Origin of the sequence: Pseudomonas paraversuta (genome assembly GCF_904067025.1) — a bacterium.
In the GTDB taxonomy this organism is placed as follows: domain Bacteria; phylum Pseudomonadota; class Gammaproteobacteria; order Pseudomonadales; family Pseudomonadaceae; genus Aquipseudomonas; species Aquipseudomonas paraversuta.
In genome coordinates, this window is the sequence record NZ_CAJFDA010000001.1 from 4747582 (window position 1) to 4764761 (window position 17180).

Genomic DNA, 17180 nt, shown 5'->3' on the forward strand with positions numbered 1-17180 from the left:
GTCGGTTGTTGTCCGCGCGACAGTCTGCTGTCGGGATGCGACAAACGGCCACCCTCTCGCCTTTTGTTCCTTTAGAGCAGCTGGTTGCCTTTGTGGCCCTATGCTAGCTTGGCCGCCACACAGCAGGATCGCTCCCGAACACAATGAGGAACGCACATGGCTTTGGCCACGCCCGCGCTTGAAATCCGCAACTTGCATAAACGCTACGGCGAGCTTGAGGTACTTAAAGGTATCTCGCTGACCGCACGCGACGGTGACGTGATCTCGATCCTGGGTTCTTCCGGCTCCGGCAAGTCGACCCTGCTGCGCTGCATCAACCTGCTGGAAAACCCCCATGAGGGCCAGATCCTGGTCGCAGGCGAAGAACTCAAGCTCAAGAAAGCCAAAAATGGCGAACTGGTCGCAGCCGACGGCAAGCAGATCAATCGCATGCGCAGTGAATTGGGTTTTGTATTTCAAAACTTTAATCTGTGGCCGCACATGACCATCCTCGACAACATTATCGAGGCTCCCCGTCGTGTCCTGGGCCAGAGCAAGGCTGAGGCAATCGAAGTTGCCGAAGCGTTGCTGGCCAAGGTCGGCATCGCCGAAAAACGCCATGCCTATCCGTCAGAATTGTCCGGCGGCCAGCAACAACGTGCCGCAATTGCCCGCACATTGGCCATGCAGCCCAAAGTAATCCTGTTCGATGAACCCACATCGGCACTTGACCCGGAAATGGTCCAGGAAGTACTTAGTGTTATCCGCGCGCTCGCCGAAGAAGGTCGCACCATGCTGCTGGTCACCCACGAAATGGGCTTTGCCCGTCAGGTGTCTTCGCAAGTCGTGTTTTTGCACCAGGGCCTGATCGAAGAGCAAGGGTCGCCAGAACAGGTGTTCGACAACCCGGTTTCAGCGCGCTGTAAACAATTCATGTCCAGCAACCGCTAACGGAGCAACACGAATGCAAAACTATAAAAAGCTTCTCCTGGCCGCTGCCGCCAGCCTGGTATTCAGTGCCAATGCCCTGGCTGTTGATAAGTACAAAGTGGGGATCGAAGGGGCCTACCCTCCGTTCAACAACAAGAACGCCAGCGGGCAAGTGGTCGGTTTTGACTACGACATTGCCATGGCCCTGTGCGCCAAGATGAAAGCCGAGTGCGAAGTTGTGACCTCGGATTGGGACGGCATCATTCCCGCACTGAACGCCAAGAAGTACGACTTTATTGTCTCTTCCCTGTCGATCACTGACGACCGCAAACAGGCTGTCGACTTCACAGACCCGTACTACTCCAACAAACAGCAGTTCGTGGCCAAGAAAGGTGTCGATTTCAAAACCGACATTGAATCGCTGAAAAGCAAAAAACTGGGCACCCAGCGCTCAACCCAGGCCGCAACGTGGCTGGAAGATAACGTGGGTGGGGACATCGCCTTGTACGATACCCAGGAAAACGCCTATCTCGACTTGTCCTCGGGCCGTGTAGACGCACTGCTGGCTGACAAGTACGCCATCTATGGCTGGTTGAAGGATGATCCGGCGGGCAAGGACTATGAGTTCAAGGGCAACCCGATCAACGAAGACGACAAGGTCGGCATTGCTTTGCGTAAAGGCGAAAGCGACTTGCGTACCAAGTTGAACCTCGCGCTCAAAGAAATCAAAGAAGACGGCACCTACAAAAAGATCAACGACAAGTATTTCCCATTCAGCATTGAATGACCTGCCTGACCGGCGCGCCGCAAGGCTGCGCCGGTCCCTAGCAAAGCCTGCCTAATTTATGACTATCGACTTATACGGATTCGGCCCGGCGCTTGCCGCTGGCGCGCTGATGACCGTCAAACTGGCACTCACTGCGCTGTGTCTGGGCCTGGTGCTCGGGTTGCTCGGTGCACTGGCCAAAACTTCGTCCTACAAACCATTGCGATGGCTGGGCGGCGCGTATTCGACTCTGGTGCGCGGCGTTCCGGAGCTGCTGTGGGTCTTGCTGATTTACTTCGGCAGCGTGAATGCCGTACGTGCCCTCGGCGAATTCATCGGCATGCCCGACCTCACCCTCAGTGCCTTCGCGGCGGGTGTGCTGGCTCTGGGACTGTGCTTTGGCGCTTACGCCACTGAGGTTTTTCGCGGTGCCATTCTGGCCATCCCCAAAGGTCACCGCGAAGCGGGCCTGGCGCTGGGCCTGTCGAGGCCGCGGATTTTCAGCAAGCTGGTGCTGCCGCAAATGTGGCGTATCGCCCTGCCCGGCCTGGGCAACCTGTTCATGATCCTGATGAAAGACACCGCGCTGGTATCGGTCATCGGTCTGGAAGAAATCATGCGTCAGGCACAGAACGCCGTGACCTTCGCCAAACACCCGTTCACCTTCTACATGGTGGCTGCCGTGATGTACCTGGGCCTGACCGTACTGGCCATGGGTACCATGCATGTGCTTGAAAAACGCGCGGCGCGCGGCTTTGTGAGGAGAACGTAATGCTCCTGGAACTCTTCATCAAGTGGCTGCCCAAGCTGATTCAGGGCGCAACCCTGACACTGGAGCTGACTGCCCTTTCGGTCATCGCCGGTCTGATTGTCGCCATTCCACTGGGTATCGCCCGCTCATCCAGCCTGTGGTACGTGCGTTCGCTGCCCTATGCCTACATCTTTTTCTTCCGTGGCACGCCGCTGCTGATCCAGCTGTTTCTGGTCTATTACGGCCTGTCGCAGTTCGATGTAGTGCGTGAAAGCGTGTTGTGGCCGTACCTGCGCAGCCCGTTCTGGTGTGCGGTGATCACCATGACCCTGCACACCGCGGCGTACATCGCCGAGATCCTGCGCGGTGCAATCCAGGCCATCCCGCCGGGTGAAATCGAAGCCGCACGCGCCCTGGGCATGTCGCGCTTCAAGACCCTGGTGCATATCGTGCTGCCCCGTGCTGCGCGTATCGGCCTGCCGGCCTACAGCAACGAAGTGATCCTGATGCTCAAGGCCAGTTCGCTGGCGAGCACCGTGACCCTGCTGGAACTGACCGGCATGACCCGCACCATCATTTCCCGCACCTACCAGACGGTGGACATGTTCCTGATAGCCGGTGTGATCTATCTGGTGATGTCGTTTGTGCTGATTCAGGGCTTCAAATTGCTGGAGCGCTGGTTGCGCGTCGATGCCTGCCAGGGGCGTTAACCAAAAGGGCGAGCCCCTGCTCGCCCGCTTCGAGGCACTGGACAGGTTTTTGCGCGACCACCAGCACCTGTGGCGCCCACGGCCATTCACCGAACTGAATATGCCGTGGGAAGCGCAACATCCCGAATTGGCCCGGTGGCTGCGCGGGCGCTCCCTGCAAGACGCCGAAGCCAGTCACAACCAGCCCCAATACCTGTCTGCCCCGGCGCCGTTCCCGCAACTGGCCGCCACCTCCCTCGCCCTCGGCAGCGTCGAGCGCCTGCCCGGGCAAACCCTGGCACCGGCCCCCCAGCGCTTGCAAGTGGACGTCCCGGGCCGCAAATGGCAGCAAATAGAAGCCTTCGCCCAAAGCCTTGACTTCAGGCAGGCCCCCGTTCACTGGCTGGACTGGTGCGCGGGCAAAGGCCATTTGGGACGCCGGTTGTTAACCGGTGAGCAGCAGCTGACGTGTCTGGAATACGACCCGGCCCTGATCGACGCAGGTCAGGCGCTGAGCCAGCGTCACCACTTGCCGGCCCGGCACGTACAACAGGACGTCCTCGCCCCTGACGTCGAATTACACCTGCGGGCCGACATGACCCCCGTCGCCCTGCATGCCTGTGGTGATCTGCATGTGCGCCTGCTGCAACTGGCCAGCGCCGCGGGTTGTGCACAACTGGCGATCTCGCCCTGCTGCTACAACCGTATCAGCGCCACCCACTATCAGCCGTTATCCACAGCGGCCCGCACCTCGACCCTGCATCTGTCACTGCAGGACCTGAGCTTGCCGATGAGCGAAACCGTGACCGCCGGCAGCCGGGTGCGGCGCCAGCGCGATGAGTCAATGGCTCGACGCCTGAGCTTCGACCTGTGGCAACGCCAGCACCGTCAGTGCGACCAGTACTTATCCACACCCTCGCTGCCCGGAACCTGGCTCAATAAGCCTTTCGCTCAATACTGCCAAGACCTGGCGCAGCTGAAGAACTTATCCACAAACGGCGAAGAAGACTGGCCTGCACTTCAGGCAGCAGGCTGGAAACGGCTGGCACAGGTGCGCAATCTGGAGCTGGTACGCGGGCTGTTCCGCCGCCCGATGGAACTGTGGCTGGTGCTGGATCGGGCCTTGTACCTGAGTGAGCGCGGCTATGAGGTGCAGCTTGGGGAGTTCTGCGACAGCCACCTGACCCCGCGCAATCTGATGTTGCTGGCCCAGCGCTGTGGATAACTTGTGGGAGCCCCGCTCCCACAATGATTGGCTGCGGTTTAGGATCCGCGATAGGTCGAAAACCCGTAAGGGCTCAGCAGCAACGGAATGTGATAGTGCTGATCCGCATTTTTCACTTCGAAAATCACCGGAATTTCCGGAAAGAAAGTATCCCGCCCCGCTTTTTTGAAGTACTCGCCGGTTTTGAAAACCACCCGGTACTGACCCGCTTCCATTGCCTGTTTCTCCGGGAACAACTCGCCGATGCGCCCCTGTTCGTTGGTCACACCCTGTGCCAGCGGCTGCCAGTTCTGGCCAACGTGTTTTTCCAGGGTTACGTTAACCCCTGGCGAAGGCAGGCCGTTTTCAAGGTTGAGCACATGCACGCTCAAAGGGTTGCCCGCCGCCAGTGCCAGGCTCGATATTGCACTCAGGCTCAAGGCCGTCAAAGTGATTCGCAAAGCTTTCATCGGTCTTCCTCAATGGTTAAAAAACACTCAACTCAGCGTTGAGTCGTCAGGCCAATCTGTTCAGCGGCCTTGATTGCGCAGGCCTCGTCCTGCTCCGCACCACCGGCCCCCGCCACACCCAGCGCGCCCACCAGCTCACCGTCTGCAAACAGCGGCACACCACCGCCCAGCAGCAACAATTCAGCAATGGAGTTGAGGTTCGCAGCTTCGGGATTGCTGCGCGCACGCTCGGCAAACAGACGGGTCGGGGTTTTGCTCGACAGCGCGGTAAAGGCTTTACGCTGGCTGGCCAGCAGGTTGTGCGGGCCTACCGCCTCGGGGCGCATGGCCGTCAGTACGTTGCCACCGCGATCCAGCACGCTCAGCGCACCGGAGCAGTGCTGGAGCGTGGCATCGGCCAGCTGGCGGGCGGTGGCCAGGTCCAGATCAGCATGACGCGCCAGGTTTGGCGCAGCCTGGGCCGCACCGGCAACGCCCACCGCAGTCCATAACAGCAAAGTTTTCAGCATCATCGGCAAGCTCCTTAACGAGTGCCGACACCTTAGCCAGAGAGCTCCGTCAAAACCCCGTCAGTTGCATTACAAGTTTGTAATAGGCAATGCCACAGAAGACGCCTAGCCTGTGCAGACGATTGATCGAGGTGTGCGATGCGTTTGTTACTGGTTGAAGATGAAGCCAAGACGGCCGATTTCCTGGCCAAAGGCCTGGGCGAGTCAGGCTTTGCGGTAGATGTGGCGCTGAACGGGCTGGACGGACGCTACTTTGTTGAGCAGCAGGAATACGACCTGATCATCCTGGACGTGATGCTGCCGGGGCTCAACGGCTGGCAACTGCTGCAGTTGATCCGTCAGCGTGGCGCCACCCCGGTACTGTTCCTGACCGCCAAGGACGCCATCGAAGACCGGGTTCGCGGCCTGGAACTGGGGGCCGACGATTACTTGCTCAAACCCTTCGCCTTTGCCGAATTACTGGCCCGGGTGCGCACCCTGCTGCGTCGCGGGCCGTTGCGCGAGGCCGAGTCTTACACCATTGCCGACCTCGAAATCGATGTGCTGCGCCGGCGCGTCAGCCGTGGCGGTCAACGCATCAGCCTGACCAACAAGGAGTTCGCATTGCTGCACCTGCTGGCCAGCCGCCAGGGTGAAGTGTTATCGCGCACCTTGATCGCCTCCCAGGTCTGGAACCTCAACTTCGACAGTGACACCAACATGGTTGAAGTCGCCGTACGCCGCCTGCGCTCCAAGGTCGACGACCCGTACATGCCAAAACTTATCCACACCGTACGCGGTGTCGGCTACCAGCTCGAAGCCCCGGATGAATAGATCCATCGCCTGGCGTCTGGCCCTGGCGATTGCCTTGACCTGCGCTCTGGTGCTGAGTGTGATCGGAGTGTTTCTGTATCGCTCGCTGGCCTCGGAGCTGACCTTTCGCGACGATCAGGCACTGCTCGGTCGTCTCGAGCAGGTCCGGGCCCTGCTGCACGACAGCGACAGCCTCGAAGCCCTGCAGGAGCGTCCGCGCCTGTATCAAAACATGCTGGGCAATCTGGACAGTGTGTTGCTGGTCAAACGTAGCGATGGGGGTCGGGTCATCGCCATCAATCCGCATCAGCAAGCACTGCCCGAACTGACACCCATTGCTCAGGATTCGTCGCCGCTACGGTCTGACATCCAGACTGTGGATAACATCGCCTTGCTCACAGGGGTGGCACAAGGCCCGGGTGACGAGCGCTTGATTGTCACCGTCGGCAAACGCCTGCAAGAGCGTGAGCAAATGCTCGCCAGCTACCGGGGGCGTCTGTACATGGCGGTAGGCTTTGGCGCAGTACTCGCCTTCGGCCTTGGCTTGCTGCTGTTGCGACGCGGTCTGGTGCCTCTGCGTGAACTGGCGCAGGCCATGCGCGACATCACCCCCCGCAGCCTCGATCAACGCATGCCCGCCGACAATTTTCCGGCAGAGCTGAAAGAGCCCGTACAGGCACTTAACGCAATGCTGGTTCGCCTCGAAGACAGCTTTGGCCGACTGTCACAATTCTCTGCCGACCTGGCCCACGAAATTCGCACGCCGCTGCACAACTTGCTGGGCAGTAACAGCCTGGCACTGAACCAGCCACGCAGCCCGGACGAGTATCAGGAACTGCTGGCGTCGAATATCGAAGAGTACGAACGGCTGAACCGCATGGTCGAAAACCTGATTTTCCTGGCCCGTGCCGATCACGGCCAACGGCCCCTGCAACTGCAAACCCTGGACTTGCAGACCGTGGGCGAGGAGTTGTGCGATTACTTTGAAGCCTTGGCAGAAGACCGTCAGTTACAGCTGATCAACTCACTGACAGGGGTGCTGAACGTTGACCAGCAGTTGCTGCAACGGGCCCTGGGTAACTTGCTGGCCAATGCCGTGCGCCATGCCGAAGCCGGGACAACCATCACCTTGCAACGCCGTGATGACGCCCAATATTGCTGGGTTGGCGTACATAACCAGGGCCCGCCCATCGACCCGCAACATCTGGACAGACTGTTCGACCGGTTTTACCGCGTCGATCCCTCCCGTGCAGAACCCGGTGACAGCGGCGGGCTGGGGCTGGCGATCGTGCGCTCGATCATGCTGTTGCATCACGGACAGGTGCGGGTACGCAGCGACGCTCAGGGAACGTTGTTTGAGCTGGGGTTCCCCGCGTTGCCCATGAGTGCTTGAAAGGTCAGCGCGTCGTTGATGGCGAAACCGCTGGCCGTGTTATCGAAAATGAACCAGTACTCGGTCGTAGACGCTGCGCCCATGAGCACCTGTTCTGCCAGCGCCCTGAGTCGGGCTAAGCCATATTCACTGTGATAAATGCGCGGCGAGCCATGCAGGCGCCAATATTGCACCCCAGGCCACCCGCCCGTTTGAAAGCCCGTGCTTAATACCGCCGGATCAGCGGCAACCCGGCCGATATGCAATGTCTGTAACAGCTCATCGGCCGCCAGCCATGAGTCGTTACGCGGCTCCAGCACCAATGAACCCTTGTACCGAAGGCGCACCTCCTGGAAAAACGCCCGTGCAATTTGCGGTTCATACATCAACCCGGGCGGTAATTGCACCAACACACAGCCCAGGCGATCGCCCAACTGCGTGCATTGCGCAAAAAAACTGTCCAGCTCCTCTTCGCAGCTCTGCAAGCGCCGATCATGGGTGATCGATTTGGCTAATTTGACCGAGAATCGGAAGTCCGGCCCTACGCTGTCAGCCCACCGCTGGTAAGTCTGCGCACGATGGGGCCGGTAAAATGAACTGTTGATTTCCGTGGCCGAAAAGCGCCCGGCGTAACGCTGCAAATGCGTACCGTCACGGGCAAAACGTGGCCAGTATTCACGGCCGATGCTCCATCCGGCGCAGCCCACGAAGATGCGGTTCAAAACAACACCTCAGCGGCATCACGCATAAAGATTTCCACAGTCTTGGGCCCCACACCGTCGAATTCCAGCAAGCGACGTTCAAAGGTGTGGCGATCTTTACCGGTACTACAGAGGGCGGCGAATTTACCGTCATATTCATCGAGCAGTTTCCTGGCCAGGGCAGACAGACGGGTGGCGGTAGTTTCGTCGTAACGCACGTAATGTGCCTTACCGAGAATCGACACCAGTTCCCGATGGGAAAGCTGCGCCAGACGCCGGGCCGAGTCACAGCCGTGCTCTTCGACCAGAACCTGATAAGCCCTGGCGGCAATCGGTGCCTGTATTCGCTTGCCCATCAAAAAACTGGCAACAAACCATTTGAACAGGGCGGTTTCATCGCTGGCCTGCAACCTGATGCCCAGATCGTTGGCGGTGATCACTTCAGTCATGACGCGCTCCCTCATCAGCCCTGTGTAGATATGAAAAACACCAGGAGCGGAAGTTCGTTTTTTCGGGTCCGCTGACGCGCGCGTAAAAATAGTCAGTTATCAGGGGTTTACAACTAAAAACATCCGGGTATACTCGTCGCCCATAACGCCGGTATAGCTCAGTTGGTAGAGCAACTGACTTGTAATCAGTAGGTCCCGAGTTCGACTCTTGGTGCCGGCACCATACAAGGTTCCAAAGACAGCCAACACAGTCTTTGAAACCACCGAAAAACCCGCCTTCTGGCGGGTTTTTTCGTTTTGGGGTTCCAGGCCTGGCGCTAAAAGGACGCCCGTTAACTGCTAGCTATTGTGCAGATGCTTTTTCAGGAACGACCGGGTTCGCTCCTGAACCGGGTTCTGCAGGATCTCGCCCGGCGCCCCTTCCTCGACCACAACCCCGCCGTCCATAAAGATAATCCGGTCTGCAACTTCGCCTGCAAAACGCATTTCATGGGTGACGATCAACATGGTCATGTTCTCCGCGGCGAGCTGCTTCATGACCAGGTTGACCTCTTCGACCAGCTCGGGGTCCAGCGCCGATGTGGCCTCATCGAACAACATGACTTTGGGCTGCATTGCCAGCGCCCTTGAGATGGCAACCCGCTGTTTCTGTCCGCCAGAGAGGCGGGAGGGATATTCATCAAATTTGTCGGCCAGTCCGACTTTTGCCAAATATTCCAGCGCCAGTTCACGCGCGGCTTTTTTCGTCAGCCCCTTGAGCTTAAGCGGGCCCAGCGCAATGTTTTCATATACGGTCAAATGCGGAAATAAATTGAAGTGCTGGAAGACCATGCCCATTTGCTGACGCACGGCATTTATATGCTGTTCATAGGCACGGCCTTTCAATGGCCGGTTAACTTGTTCTCCATCTAACCAGACCTCGCCATCATTCAGCACTTCCAGGTGATTGATGGAGCGCAGCAGTGTGCTTTTGCCAGATCCACTGGGGCCGATGATGGCGATGATTTGCCCGCGAGCGACACAAAGATCTATGCCCTTGAGTACTTCTAGTGCTCCATATGCCTTACGGGCACCCTTGACCTCAACCATATATGTATTATTGATCATCGTGACATCTCTACTTTCTTTTCGAGAAGATGCAGGCCGGCTTCGAGAACAAGATTGGCCGCGTAATAGATAACCGCAACAGTCAGATAAAACTCGAACGGGCTATAAGTTTCGCTGACTGCCAGTTGCGCGCTGTATACCAGCTCTGCAATCCCGATCATTGACACCAGTGAAGTGTCCTTTAACAGGACAATCAGATTATTTCCCAGCGGCGCAAGGGTCCTGCGCAGTGCTTGCGGCACTATGACGTAACACTGGGTCTGTCCACGGCTGAGACCGATAGAACGGGCACCTTCAATCTGACCGGGGTCAACCGAGACCACGCCGGCACGTATCACATCGGCATTGTAGACAGCGAAGTGCAGGCTAAGGCCAATGATCCCGGCCACCGGTGCAGGAATATCGATGCCCACTTGCACCAGACCATAATAAATCACGTACAACTGCAAAAGCAGTGGCGTGCCCATGAGCAGCCACGTCATAAAACGCACGGGCAATGCCACAACTTTGGGGGCATAAAGAACGATCAGGGCAAAGGCGATCCCGGCCAGCAGACTTACTACGCTGGACGTTACAAACATTATTAGCGTCCACCACAGCCCCATCGCCAGCATCTCGGAATAGGGTGTAACGATACTCAGATCCAGGCTTTGCATATGAATGCTCTCACCTTGCTGCGAAGCGATTGTCGAGATAATCCACAATAAATCTGACCGAGTAGACCATCACAATATAAAGCAGTGCCGACACCATAAAGATTTCGAATGGCTTGTAGGTTGAACTGATAAAGCGTTGCGCCGTATATGAAAGTTCAACCACAGAGATCGTCGACACCAGTGCAGACCCTTTAATCAGTGCGACAGCGTTAACCCCCAGCGGCCGGATCATTAACTTTGCAGCTTGTGGCAGGGTGATGAACCATAACGTCTGGCTGCGCCCGAAACCAATTGAACGTGCAGCCTCTTCCTGGCCCGGGTCCACGTTGGAGATAGCGCCACGAATGGATTCCGCCATATAAGCGGCGATGTTCAGGCCCAAACCTATGACACCTGCGGCAAACGGCTCCAGTTCAATTCCGATCTGCGGGCCGCCGAAGTAGATGATGAACAGCTGAACCAGGCAGGGGGTGCCACGAAAAACACTGATGTAGAGCCTTGCCAGCCAGCGAAATATGAGGACTGTGGATAACCGCGCAGCCACCAGCACGATGGCCACCAGAAAACCAAGCAACAGTGCGAGCACGGAGATTTGCACCGTAATCCAGGCCGCCTCCAGGAAAAACGGAAATGTGCGCTGTATGAGAGTCAAATCCATGGGCACGCTCAGAAAAGTCAGATGACTGGCCCGACGACAAGTCGGGCCAGGCTAACGCCGAATCAGCGGATATCTTTGCCAATCCACTGCATCGAGATCTTTTCGTAAGTACCATCGGCGAGCATGTCTGCAAGCGCGCCCTGCAGCGCCGCCTTGAGCTCGGGGTTATTTTTGCGCAGTGCAATGCCCATGCCTTCAATCCCGCCATCGCTCTGCGGTGGCGTAATGATGCGCACCTTCTGCCCGGTTTCCTTGACTGCGACCAGCACCGGAACGCTGTCCATCACTATCGCATCGATACGCCCGGCATCCAGATCGACCAGCATTTCGGGCAGACCTTTATAGGCTCGCACCTTCAGGTTGCCGCGCGCCCTGGCCCATTTATCGTGGGCATCCCCGAGCGTGACGCCAACCACCACATCTTTAAGGTCATCAAGGCTTGTGATCGAAGAGTCGTCCTTCACCACGATCGTGCGGCCCGCATGGTAATAGGGCCCCACGAAATCCACGGCCCTCTGGCGTTCCGGGGTAATGGTCATGGAGGCGATAATGGCGTCATATTTTTTCGCCAGCAGACCGGCAATTATCCCGTCGAACGGCGTGGTAATAATCTTCACCTTTACCCCCAGGCGCTCGGCCAGGGCCTCGCTGATGGAGGCATCGAAGCCGACAATCTGGTTCTGCTCGTTGGCAAAGCTGAAGGGAGAGTATTGGCCGCTCATCGCGATACGGATTTCTTTGGAGTCCTGGACCGACGTCAAATCATCGGCCTGAACAGCTGACGTGCAAAACAGTGCCGCAGCCGCAACTGTGGACGCGGCAATCAATTGCTTGAGCTTTGTAGTTAGCATTGGAGGCACCTTGGAAGAATTGTTTTTTATTTTTCTTGGGATTACTCACCCAGCCTTCACCAAAGCTTTGCATAGGTCATTGCGCAAAGCACCCTGCAAGGTGTCAGCCTGACTGACACATTGCCGGAGTTGGCCGACACAATGTCGGCCGAGGATTTACTCAAGTGCAGCCTTAAAGCTTTCGTCCAGAACCTCAAGCAGAAAATCAGCATTGGTCTGACTGAAAATCATCGCCGGGCGCATTTTCAGAACATTGTCATGGGGGCCTTCCGTACCGATCAAAATGCCTCGCTCCCGGGCACCGTCGGCGACTTTTCTGGCCAGCGCGGTGGCGGGAACCCTGGTTTTTCGATCCGTGACCAGTTCGATGCCGAGGAACAGCCCCTGACCGCGCACATCGCCTATGGCCTCGTAGCGTAGCTGCAGCTTGCGAAAGCCATCGAGCAGATAGTTACCCATGGTCAGTGCGTTGAGCTTCAAGTTATCGCGCTCGATCACATCCAGCACCGAGAGCCCTATGGCGCATGAAACCGGGCTGCCGGCAAAGGTATTGAAGTACTCCATGCCGTTGTTGAAGCTGTCGGCAATTTCACGGGTGGTCACCACCGCCGACATGGGATGCCCGTTGCCAATGGGTTTGCCCATGGAGACTGCATCGGGAACCACACCCTGGGTTTCAAACGCCCACCAGTGGCTGCCGACCCGACCAAAGCCGACCTGGACTTCGTCAGCCAGGCACAGACCGCCCTCTGCACGCACCATGGCATAGACTTCTTTGAGGTAGTTTTCCGGGAAGAACAGTTGCCCGGCGACGCTGGGAATGGACTCCGCCAAAAAGAACGCCGGGGCTCTGCCCTGCTTGCGCATGATCTCGATCTGGTCCGCCACGCTTTCAGCGAAACGTTTGCCCAGCTCCTCGAACGGCCAGTCAGCCGCAGCACGGTAAGCATCCGGTACAACCGCCTCAAACACATGCTCTGCACGGCCCTTGCCGGCTTTGCGCTTGTACTTGTAAGGGCTGAGGTCGATCAGTTCCTGGGTCGTGCCGTGGTAAGCCCAGTCCAGCACAATCGCATCGTTGCGACCCGTGTGATTGCGCGCCATACGGAGCATCAGGCTGTTGGCTTCACTGCCTGAACAACCGAAGGAAGCAACCGCCAGACCTGCGGGTAACGTGGCGGTGAGCCGCTCTGCATACTCCACAATATTGTCGTGCAGGTAACGGGTATTGGTATTGAGCCGGGCGGCTTGTTGCGACAGCGCTTGCACCACATCCGGATGGGAATGGCCGAGATGGCACACGTTATTGAAGCAATCCAGGTAGGCCCTGCCGAAGTTGTCTATCAACCAGACCCCGTCCCCGCGTACGAACTTGATCGGATCTGAATACGAAATCGACAAGTTAGGCAGCAACAGCTCTTTACGCTTCGCCACAATCTCGGCCTTGCTGCGCCCGTCCTGGCTGTAGGTTTCCGGAGGAATGCCGGCGAGCGCCGAAGGGTCGGGGAACACGTCAGCCCAGACCTCAAGATAAGCCCGCTCACCTACGCCGATGAACTCGCTGGCTTGCAACCCTGTGTCAGTGGACATCTGAAAATGCACATGGGGGATCCAGCCACCATTTTCCGCATCCGTGCCCATATACCCCACAAGCGCACCCGCCTCCAGGCGATCACCGGGCTTGAGCCGCGCCAGCGCTTCATGGGCCATGTGCCCCCACAGCGTCAGGAATGGCGGACAGGCTTCTGGCGAATGCTCGAGCATGATCAAACCACCGTAGCCCAGCGGGTCGCCCTCGACTTCGACGCTGCGCACCACCCCGGCAACAGGGGTATACAGAGGCGTCCCCGCGGGCATGAGCAAGTCGACACCAACGTGAATGATCCGACGCTGCCCTTCAATGAACCGCGATTCGAACGCCGTGTCGGTATAGATGGTTCTGGCCTCGCCCCATGGCCCGATGCCCAGCGGCACCTTATGCCCGGCAGAAAATTCATTCCACCACCTGGCGGCCTCTGCAGGACGCTGCTCGGCGGAAGCGATGGTCATCACGTGGGATGCATCTGCAAACGGCGCAATGGCCTTGTTCATGGTCGCCGCAGACGGATGCACGATATCCGCGAAGGATTTGCTGTTTTCGCCCATCCAGCGGCGAACCGCACCGGCGCCCTCGATCGCATCAAACCCGCAGGCTTTGCGCAGGATCGCCGTCGCCAGGCGCGGGTTCATCCGGTCCATTCGCTCCAGAAGGCGCCAGGCCGGCGCTTCGCTGATGGCCAGGTAGGGATTGTCCTCGGTCTGGCCGCAGCGCAAAGCCGACAAGGTGACGCTTGTCACCAGGCGCATGGCAATCAGATTGAAGAGAACATCAAGCTCTTGCGGTTGCAGCGGGTACTTCTCATGGAAACCGGCAGTCAGGGCAGCTGCTGCGCCGACCGGATCTTCCATGTCGAGAATGGAATACGCGCAGGTGATGGCGACTTCGGCAATCAGAATGGTATGGACCGCATCGCCAAAGTCGATGATGCCTGAGACCTTCTGCGGGTTCCGCGGATCGACCAGGATGTTCCAGTCATTACCGTCGTTGTGAATGACCTGGGTGCGCAGACGCGCAAGCCGGGGTTGCACGGAGTGTTCAAAACGATCGATGAAGCGTTCCAGAATGGCTCTTCTGGCAGGGTCCTTGATGAAGTGCAGGCGTGAACGCGAACGTGCGGCGTGACGCAGATCCCAGTCCAGATCCCGTACCGCGCCGGGATGGATGAAGCCTTGAAGGGCCCGGTCTATATCACCGAACGATTGGCCCAGGCTGCGCATCAACTCGAACGTGCGCGGAACCTCGGCCAGGGGCGTGCCGTGCAACCAGCTAACCATGCGCACTGCATGGGTTTCACCGGAGGGCGCCACTACAGAGGCCAGAAAGTCACCTGTCAGGCTTTTCTTGAGTGAAGGCACGGTGAGTTCGGGGCTGTAGCTGGCGAGGTGGCTGAGAATGGCGGCCTGAAACTCGCTTTCGACTCGCGGTTCAGTCGAGTTGACCACTTTCAGAATCCATCCCGCACCGGTTCCTGTCTGCAACCGGTAGTTGCGGTCGCGCTCGCCATCCAGAGGCGCAGCCGTACCTGTAACGTTGAAAAGCTGCTCGCCGAGCTTTTCGGCATCAGCCATCGAGAACCGGGGGGCGGGATGGGAAAGATTAGTCATGGTAATTGTTTTCCAGGCCATTTTTTTCAGATAGCTTGGCATGCGAAACCTTGCAGGACAGTAGGTATGCGGTCGGCTTTGGCCTGCATATTGCCGGAATCAACCGGCACAAATTCGGTAGCAGAATCGGGGAGTTCCAATGCGCGAGCTGGACACGAAAGATCGCGAAATACTCGAAATTCTTTCTAAAGAGGCTCGAATTGCCCTGAAGGCCCTGGCAGCGAGAATCGGTCTTTCAAGAAGTGCTACCAGCGAGCGGGTCATCAACCTTGAACGCAACGGGGTGATCAGAGGCTACCGGGCCGATATCGGCGAAATCGATGCCAACGTGATTCGCGCAATCCTCCTGGTGTGCCTCAAGCGCACGCCTGCAATGGGCCTGCTTGACCTGCTTGCACAAAACTCCCAGGTGCGACGCATCTCTTCGGTCAGCGGTCAGCTCGACCTGGTGATTGAGGTCGAGTCACGCACCATTGATGATCTGAACCGGGTGCGGGATGCAGTCGCCAGCCATGAATCCGTTGAAGACATCACCACCGCCGTGGTGCTTCGCCGCGATATTGACCGGCAGTCCTGAGGCGTCAGCGACTCCAGATTCAAACCGTTACCCGGGGTCTCATAGATGACCCCACGTCATCTGTCCCTTGAGGATCCATCCTTTGTCAGCCCCCTGAGATGTAACTTCTAATTGCTGGAAGCAAAGTGACTCCGATCACTGATTTCAACAATAAAAGCGCTTCCAGGAGATTCCATGCACAGTGCTACCACTCTATTGCTGGTGTTGTTTTGTGCCATTGCTCTGATTGTTTTTCTGATCGTCAAAGTCCGCGTCCACGCCTTTCTGGCCCTGACTGCCGCCAGCTTTGTGGTGGGTATTGGTTCAGGCATGCCGCTGACGCAACTGGCTGCTTCCTATGAAAAAGGTGTCGGCGGCACGCTCGGGTTTCTGGCAACCATCATTGGTCTGGGCGGGATTCTCGGCAAGATGCTGGAAGAGTCAGGCGGCGCCGAGCGCATCGCTCAGACACTGCTCAAGGCCCTGGGTAAGGAGCGCGCCTCCTGGGCCATGATGCTCGTAGGATTCATAGCCGGCATCCCGGTGTTCTTTGAAGTAGGTTTTGTTCTGTTGATTCCGTTGATCTATGTGGTCGCGAAAGAAACCAGAATCAATCTTTTGTACCTGGGCGTGCCCCTAGCCGTGTCGCTGATGGCCGTGCATTGCATGTTGCCGCCCCACCCGGCCGCGATGGCAATTACCGGGTTGCTGGGTGCCGATGTCGGCAAAGTGATCATCTATGGCCTGATTGTCGCCCTGCCGACCGCCATGATCGCCGGACCGCTGTGGGTCAAGCTGGTCTGCAAGCGCGATGCGCCGGACTCTCAGGAAGCGTTTTTGAACGAGCATTGCGATGACAGCAAAACCCGGGAGCTGCCAGGCCTTGGCCTGACCCTGCTGACCATTATGTTGCCCCTGCTGCTGATGGTGGGGAAAACCTTCGCTGCCGGGCTGCCCCACGACTCCATGGCATTCAGCGTTATTTCATTTCTGGGCACTCCCCTGATCGCCCTGTCCATTGCCGTGGTGTTTGCCTATTGGTCGCTGGGCTTGCGCCGCGGGCTGAGCATGGCTGAGCTGCTGGCTCACACCCAGAAGAGCTTCCCGCCTCTGGCCAGCATTCTGCTGATCATCGGTGCCGGCGGGGCCTTCAACGGCATTCTGGTGGACAGCGGCGTGGGTGACGCACTGTCCGCCACCCTGACCCAATTGAATATGAACCCCATCGTTCTGGCATGGCTGGTGGCCGGCCTGATGCACTTCGCCGTCGGTTCGGCAACGGTGGCCATGATCAGTGCGGCGGGCATGATCCTGCCCATGCTCGGTGCCCATCCCACGGTGAGCAAGGAAATCATCTGCGTAGCCATCGGCGCCGGTGCCATGGGCTGGACCCATGTCACGGACTCGGCCTTCTGGGTGGTCAAGGAGTACCTGGGGGTCTCGCTGACCGACGCACTGAAGATATTTACCACCGCCACGGTACTGGCCTCGTTGATCGCACTGGGCCTGACCCTGGTGCTGTCGCACTTTGTTTGA

Annotated in this window: 18 protein-coding genes and 1 tRNA gene; 10 read left to right on the plus strand and 9 right to left on the minus strand. The window is 58.0% G+C overall.

The genetic code is table 11. From position 1 onward, the window contains the following. Positions 1–156: 156 nt before the first annotated feature. Genes JQ848_RS21460 through JQ848_RS21480 form a run of 5 tightly spaced genes read left to right on the plus strand, consistent with a single transcriptional unit; the run spans position 157 to position 4340 of the window. A complete protein-coding gene (locus JQ848_RS21460; protein ID WP_003438521.1) occupies positions 157–930 on the plus strand; it encodes an ABC transporter ATP-binding protein in 774 nt (257 codons plus the stop codon). A 13-nt stretch (positions 931–943) separates the two neighbouring features. Then, entirely contained in the window at positions 944–1696 is a 753-nt protein-coding gene (locus JQ848_RS21465) for a transporter substrate-binding domain-containing protein (protein WP_003438520.1), read from the plus strand. Between the two features lie 58 nt (positions 1697–1754). Next, positions 1755–2447 (plus strand): ABC transporter permease, encoded by a 693-nt coding sequence (locus JQ848_RS21470; RefSeq protein WP_003438519.1) that lies wholly within the window; start codon positions 1755–1757, stop codon positions 2445–2447. Beyond that, a complete protein-coding gene (locus JQ848_RS21475; protein WP_003438518.1) occupies positions 2447–3136 on the plus strand; it encodes an ABC transporter permease in 690 nt (229 codons plus the stop codon). Before JQ848_RS21470 ends, JQ848_RS21475 begins: the two co-directional genes overlap by 1 nt. Continuing rightward, complete coding sequence (locus tag JQ848_RS21480) at positions 3117–4340, plus strand: methyltransferase (protein WP_202211142.1); 1224 nt, start codon at positions 3117–3119, stop codon at positions 4338–4340. The genes JQ848_RS21475 and JQ848_RS21480 overlap by 20 nt, the downstream gene beginning before the upstream one ends. Positions 4341–4378: 38 nt before the next feature. Here JQ848_RS21480 and uraH read toward each other — a convergent pair whose 3' ends face one another. Continuing rightward, entirely contained in the window at positions 4379–4789 is a 411-nt protein-coding gene (uraH, locus tag JQ848_RS21485) for a hydroxyisourate hydrolase (protein WP_003438508.1), read from the minus strand. 32 nt (positions 4790–4821) lie between these two features. Continuing rightward, positions 4822–5301 carry a GlcG/HbpS family heme-binding protein gene (locus tag JQ848_RS21490; protein ID WP_010656842.1) on the minus strand — a complete coding sequence of 160 codons (480 nt, stop codon included), beginning with the start codon at positions 5299–5301 and terminating at the stop codon, positions 4822–4824. Between the two features lie 135 nt (positions 5302–5436). Here JQ848_RS21490 and JQ848_RS21495 point away from each other — a divergent pair, with 135 nt between their 5' ends. Beyond that, entirely contained in the window at positions 5437–6111 is a 675-nt protein-coding gene (locus JQ848_RS21495) for a heavy metal response regulator transcription factor (RefSeq protein ID WP_010656843.1), read from the plus strand. Then, positions 6104–7483, plus strand: a complete 1380-nt coding sequence (locus JQ848_RS21500) for a heavy metal sensor histidine kinase (protein WP_127195681.1) — start codon at positions 6104–6106, stop codon at positions 7481–7483. Before JQ848_RS21495 ends, JQ848_RS21500 begins: the two co-directional genes overlap by 8 nt. Here JQ848_RS21500 and JQ848_RS21505 read toward each other — a convergent pair. Both JQ848_RS21505 and JQ848_RS21510 read right to left on the minus strand, forming a co-directional pair. After that, complete coding sequence (locus JQ848_RS21505; protein ID WP_202211327.1) at positions 7432–8175, minus strand: DUF72 domain-containing protein; 744 nt, start codon at positions 8173–8175, stop codon at positions 7432–7434. The genes JQ848_RS21500 and JQ848_RS21505 overlap by 52 nt on opposite strands. A gap of 5 nt (positions 8176–8180) precedes the next feature. Next, positions 8181–8612 (minus strand): HhH-GDP family DNA glycosylase, encoded by a 432-nt coding sequence (locus JQ848_RS21510; protein WP_202211144.1) that lies wholly within the window; start codon positions 8610–8612, stop codon positions 8181–8183. A 147-nt stretch (positions 8613–8759) separates the two neighbouring features. Here JQ848_RS21510 and JQ848_RS21515 point away from each other — a divergent pair. Further along, a tRNA-Thr gene (locus tag JQ848_RS21515) sits at positions 8760–8835 on the plus strand. Positions 8836–8951: 116 nt separating this feature from the next. Here the strand turns inward: JQ848_RS21515 and JQ848_RS21520 are convergent. The 5 genes from JQ848_RS21520 to JQ848_RS21540 form a co-directional block, all read right to left on the minus strand. Next, the gene (locus JQ848_RS21520) at positions 8952–9719 is read right to left on the minus strand and encodes an amino acid ABC transporter ATP-binding protein (protein ID WP_328821692.1); all 768 of its coding nucleotides are present in this window, start codon (positions 9717–9719) and stop codon (positions 8952–8954) included. Continuing rightward, positions 9716–10375, minus strand: a complete 660-nt coding sequence (locus tag JQ848_RS21525) for an amino acid ABC transporter permease (protein ID WP_010656847.1) — start codon at positions 10373–10375, stop codon at positions 9716–9718. Before JQ848_RS21525 ends, JQ848_RS21520 begins: the two co-directional genes overlap by 4 nt. 10 nt (positions 10376–10385) lie before the next feature. Then, complete coding sequence (locus tag JQ848_RS21530; RefSeq protein ID WP_003438446.1) at positions 10386–11033, minus strand: amino acid ABC transporter permease; 648 nt, start codon at positions 11031–11033, stop codon at positions 10386–10388. Between the two features lie 62 nt (positions 11034–11095). Continuing rightward, positions 11096–11884 carry an ABC transporter substrate-binding protein gene (locus JQ848_RS21535; RefSeq protein WP_010656848.1) on the minus strand — a complete coding sequence of 263 codons (789 nt, stop codon included), beginning with the start codon at positions 11882–11884 and terminating at the stop codon, positions 11096–11098. A gap of 156 nt (positions 11885–12040) precedes the next feature. Further along, positions 12041–15088, minus strand: a complete 3048-nt coding sequence (locus JQ848_RS21540) for an aminotransferase class III-fold pyridoxal phosphate-dependent enzyme (RefSeq protein WP_161720289.1) — start codon at positions 15086–15088, stop codon at positions 12041–12043. A gap of 139 nt (positions 15089–15227) precedes the next feature. Here JQ848_RS21540 and JQ848_RS21545 point away from each other — a divergent pair, with 139 nt between their 5' ends. Then, entirely contained in the window at positions 15228–15665 is a 438-nt protein-coding gene (locus JQ848_RS21545; RefSeq protein ID WP_003438435.1) for an Lrp/AsnC family transcriptional regulator, read from the plus strand. A 174-nt stretch (positions 15666–15839) separates the two neighbouring features. Further along, a complete protein-coding gene (locus JQ848_RS21550; RefSeq protein ID WP_010656850.1) occupies positions 15840–17180 on the plus strand; it encodes a GntT/GntP/DsdX family permease in 1341 nt (446 codons plus the stop codon).

What these genes read in the sequence shown, in the direction of transcription:
- JQ848_RS21460 (WP_003438521.1), top strand. Translation starts at nt 157, where the DNA reads ATGGCTTTGGCCACGCCCGCGCTTGAAATCCGCAACTTGCATAAACGC.
- JQ848_RS21465 (WP_003438520.1), top strand. Translation starts at nt 944, where the DNA reads ATGCAAAACTATAAAAAGCTTCTCCTGGCCGCTGCCGCCAGCCTGGTA.
- JQ848_RS21470 (WP_003438519.1), top strand. Translation starts at nt 1,755, where the DNA reads ATGACTATCGACTTATACGGATTCGGCCCGGCGCTTGCCGCTGGCGCG.
- JQ848_RS21475 (WP_003438518.1), top strand. Translation starts at nt 2,447, where the DNA reads ATGCTCCTGGAACTCTTCATCAAGTGGCTGCCCAAGCTGATTCAGGGC.
- JQ848_RS21480 (WP_202211142.1), top strand. Translation starts at nt 3,117, where the DNA reads ATGCCTGCCAGGGGCGTTAACCAAAAGGGCGAGCCCCTGCTCGCCCGC.
- uraH (WP_003438508.1), bottom strand. Translation starts at nt 4,789, where the DNA reads ATGAAAGCTTTGCGAATCACTTTGACGGCCTTGAGCCTGAGTGCAATA.
- JQ848_RS21490 (WP_010656842.1), bottom strand. Translation starts at nt 5,301, where the DNA reads ATGATGCTGAAAACTTTGCTGTTATGGACTGCGGTGGGCGTTGCCGGT.
- JQ848_RS21495 (WP_010656843.1), top strand. Translation starts at nt 5,437, where the DNA reads ATGCGTTTGTTACTGGTTGAAGATGAAGCCAAGACGGCCGATTTCCTG.
- JQ848_RS21500 (WP_127195681.1), top strand. Translation starts at nt 6,104, where the DNA reads ATGAATAGATCCATCGCCTGGCGTCTGGCCCTGGCGATTGCCTTGACC.
- JQ848_RS21510 (WP_202211144.1), bottom strand. Translation starts at nt 8,612, where the DNA reads ATGACTGAAGTGATCACCGCCAACGATCTGGGCATCAGGTTGCAGGCC.
- JQ848_RS21520 (WP_328821692.1), bottom strand. Translation starts at nt 9,719, where the DNA reads ATGATCAATAATACATATATGGTTGAGGTCAAGGGTGCCCGTAAGGCA.
- JQ848_RS21525 (WP_010656847.1), bottom strand. Translation starts at nt 10,375, where the DNA reads ATGCAAAGCCTGGATCTGAGTATCGTTACACCCTATTCCGAGATGCTG.
- JQ848_RS21530 (WP_003438446.1), bottom strand. Translation starts at nt 11,033, where the DNA reads ATGGATTTGACTCTCATACAGCGCACATTTCCGTTTTTCCTGGAGGCG.
- JQ848_RS21535 (WP_010656848.1), bottom strand. Translation starts at nt 11,884, where the DNA reads ATGCTAACTACAAAGCTCAAGCAATTGATTGCCGCGTCCACAGTTGCG.
- JQ848_RS21540 (WP_161720289.1), bottom strand. Translation starts at nt 15,088, where the DNA reads ATGACTAATCTTTCCCATCCCGCCCCCCGGTTCTCGATGGCTGATGCC.
- JQ848_RS21545 (WP_003438435.1), top strand. Translation starts at nt 15,228, where the DNA reads ATGCGCGAGCTGGACACGAAAGATCGCGAAATACTCGAAATTCTTTCT.
- JQ848_RS21550 (WP_010656850.1), top strand. Translation starts at nt 15,840, where the DNA reads ATGCACAGTGCTACCACTCTATTGCTGGTGTTGTTTTGTGCCATTGCT.